We start from the raw sequence: 2,390 nt of genomic DNA, 5'->3' as shown, positions 1-2,390 counted from the left end.
ACGCGCGCGTGACCGTGCAGGAGAGCCGGGGCGAGCTCACCGAGCTGGGAGAGGCGTTCAACACGCTGATGACCGAGCTCGACACGCGCTATCAAGCACTGCAGGAGGCCGCGGTCGAACGTGAGCGCGCCGAGCGCGATATCGCCCTCGCATCTGAGGCGCAGTCGTCGATGCTGCCCCGTCTCGACATGGTTCCGCCCGGGATCGAGGCATCTGCCCAGAGCATCTCTGCACGTCAGGTTGGGGGCGATCTCTACGATCTCTTCGCGCTGCCCGGAAACCGCGTCGCCTTCGCCCTGGGAGACACCTGCGGCAAAGGCATGGGGGCGGCCCTGCTCATGGTGCAGACCGTCACGGCCCTGCGCAGCCTCGCGGCGCTGTACGAGCGCCCGAGCCAGTGCATCGCGCACCTCAACCACCTGGCCACCACGGTGGCGTACGATGTTCCTCTCACCACCCTGTTCTACGGCATCGTTCACCTCGATGACGGGCGCCTGGTGTACTGCAATGCCGGCCACCCCGCGCCCATCATCGATGGCGAGATCGTGCGCACGCCTGCGCAGCCCTCATTGGGCGCGGTCGATGACGCGCAATACCGCGACGACGAGATCACCCTGCGCCCCGGCAGCACCGTGGTGCTCGTGAGCGACGGGGTCACCGAGGCCCCCGGCCAGGAATCTCGGTTCGTCGGTCTCGACGGCGTGCTACGTGAGGTGCGCGACGCGGGCGCGGGTATCTCGGCCAGAGATCTGGTCGAGCGACTGCTCGCACTGAGCCAGACCGGGGACGCAGACTTCGAGGAAGACGACGCCACCGTGGCCGTGGTTCGCTACCGCGGCCCATCGACCGTGCTGCGTGTCGCGCCGCGCGTCGACGCCGTAGAGCCGGTGCTCGCGCGCATCGACGGGTGTGACCTGCCCCCCGCCGACCGCCTGCGCCTGCGGCTGGCGGTGGAAGAGCTCCTCGTCAACGTCATCGAGCACGGGCGCAGCGCCACGTCGATCGAGGTCACGGTGGTGAACCGCTTCGACGGCGTGGGCGTGCGCCTCGAAGACAACGGCATTCGATTCGACCCGACCCGGCAGGCGAAGGCCGCTGCTGCGAACCCACGAGCAGGAGACGAGGCCCTCGAGACGCCAATCGGTGGGAAGGGTCTGACGCTGGCCCGCCACAGTGTCGATGACCTGTGCTACGTGCGCTGGCAAGGCCTCAACCGCCTCGACATGTTCAAATCCAGAAGCGCGGGAGACAGCTGACCCCATGGAGATGCAGACCGAGGTTCACGGCGACGTGGCCATGGTGAACGTGAGCGGCCGCCTCGACATCACGACGGCCCCTCTGCTTGAGACAGCCCTGAAGCCCATCATCGAAGGGGAGACCCGCGCGCTTGTCGTCTGCCTCAGAGGCGTCGACTATGTGAGCAGCGCCGGTCTCCGCGTTCTGGTGAGCTGTGCCCGCGCTTTGAAGCACGACAGCCGCCCGCTGTTCGTCACCGCCGTGCAGCCCTATGTCCACGAGGTCTTCGAGGTCGCCGGGCTGCTCGAGGTCTTCAACCTCGCGCGCGACAACGACGAGGCGCTGCAGGCGCTGACGGCGAACTGACCCAACTGCAATCTCGCACCACGCAAGGAGCCCCGCGCACATGATGCAGCTCGATCCGGAAACCCTCGAAGAGATTCGCGCCATTCTCGGACGCGACTGTGTTGTCGAGGTCACCGTGACGTTCTACGACAACTCCGACGACGCTCGGGAACCCATCGATATCGGTGCCACGGCGCTGTTCGACGAGCGTACCCCGAGTGCGGAGGTTCGTGAGGAGCTGGGCGCCATGCTCGACTCGCTGCGCGACGTGTTCGGAACCCTCACCAGCAGCTGACCGCCGCCCAGCCTCAGGGCACGATCCCCGGGCACGTCTACCAGAGGCTGGAACGAGAAGAGGGTCCGCGCGTCGCGACACGCACGGACCCTCACCTGGACCTCGCACACGCGAAGCCCGCCCACCGACGCGAGAGACACCCCTCGCTGCACTACCACCTCGCAAGCATGTTACCCCGTCCTGCCAGTGGCGACACGCACCGATCTCACTTCGATTGCAGGAGCAGCGACAAGCGATCGACCAGGGCGCCTCGATGCTCGGTGTTCTGGCCCGTGAAGGCGATGCCCAGCTCATGGGCGCCTCCGCGAACCCGCGTGCAGCGCACCACGGTTCCTTGGCAGGTGATGGGCGAGGACGTGTGGGGAAGCGTGAACTTCAGCGCAACCTCGGTGTTGCGCTCAACGGGCCGCGCCATGAGAACGAGCGCCCCCCCCACCGAGATATCACGCACGGCCACCTCATAGGTGTGACAGTCCGGCGTCATCAAGCTGCCTCGAACGTCGCCGGCATAGCG

The 2,390-nt window shown here is 67.0% G+C and carries 4 protein-coding genes; 3 read left to right on the top strand and 1 reads right to left on the bottom strand.

The annotated features are described in order from the left end of the window. Positions 1-8 precede the first annotated feature (8 nt). From EB084_23815 to EB084_23805, 3 genes are read left to right on the top strand one after another with little or no spacing between them, the layout of a single operon-like run. Positions 9-1,256: a hypothetical protein gene (locus EB084_23815; protein NDD31289.1), complete on the top strand. Its 1,248-nt coding sequence runs from the start codon at positions 9-11 to the stop codon at positions 1,254-1,256. Further along, complete coding sequence (locus tag EB084_23810) at positions 1,180-1,602, top strand: anti-sigma factor antagonist (protein ID NDD31288.1); 423 nt, start codon at positions 1,180-1,182, stop codon at positions 1,600-1,602. Before EB084_23815 ends, EB084_23810 begins: the two co-directional genes overlap by 77 nt. A 40-nt stretch (positions 1,603-1,642) precedes the next feature. Continuing rightward, positions 1,643-1,876 carry a hypothetical protein gene (locus EB084_23805; protein ID NDD31287.1) on the top strand — a complete coding sequence of 78 codons (234 nt, stop codon included), beginning with the start codon at positions 1,643-1,645 and terminating at the stop codon, positions 1,874-1,876. A 205-nt stretch (positions 1,877-2,081) separates the two neighbouring features. On the opposite strand, the gene EB084_23800 is transcribed toward EB084_23805, so the two are convergent. After that, positions 2,082-2,390 (bottom strand): PilZ domain-containing protein (locus EB084_23800; protein NDD31286.1); only part of this gene is annotated, 309 nt, incomplete at its 5' end.

The sequence above is a fragment of the Pseudomonadota bacterium genome (assembly GCA_010028905.1).
GTDB lineage: Bacteria > Vulcanimicrobiota > Xenobia > RGZZ01 > RGZZ01 > RGZZ01.
Note: the sequence above shows the minus strand (reverse complement) of the source record. Positions and strands in the feature narration are given on the sequence as shown.

What these genes read in the sequence shown, in the direction of transcription:
- EB084_23805 (NDD31287.1), top strand. Translation starts at nt 1,643, where the DNA reads ATGATGCAGCTCGATCCGGAAACCCTCGAAGAGATTCGCGCCATTCTC.
- EB084_23810 (NDD31288.1), top strand. Translation starts at nt 1,180, where the DNA reads ATGACCTGTGCTACGTGCGCTGGCAAGGCCTCAACCGCCTCGACATGT.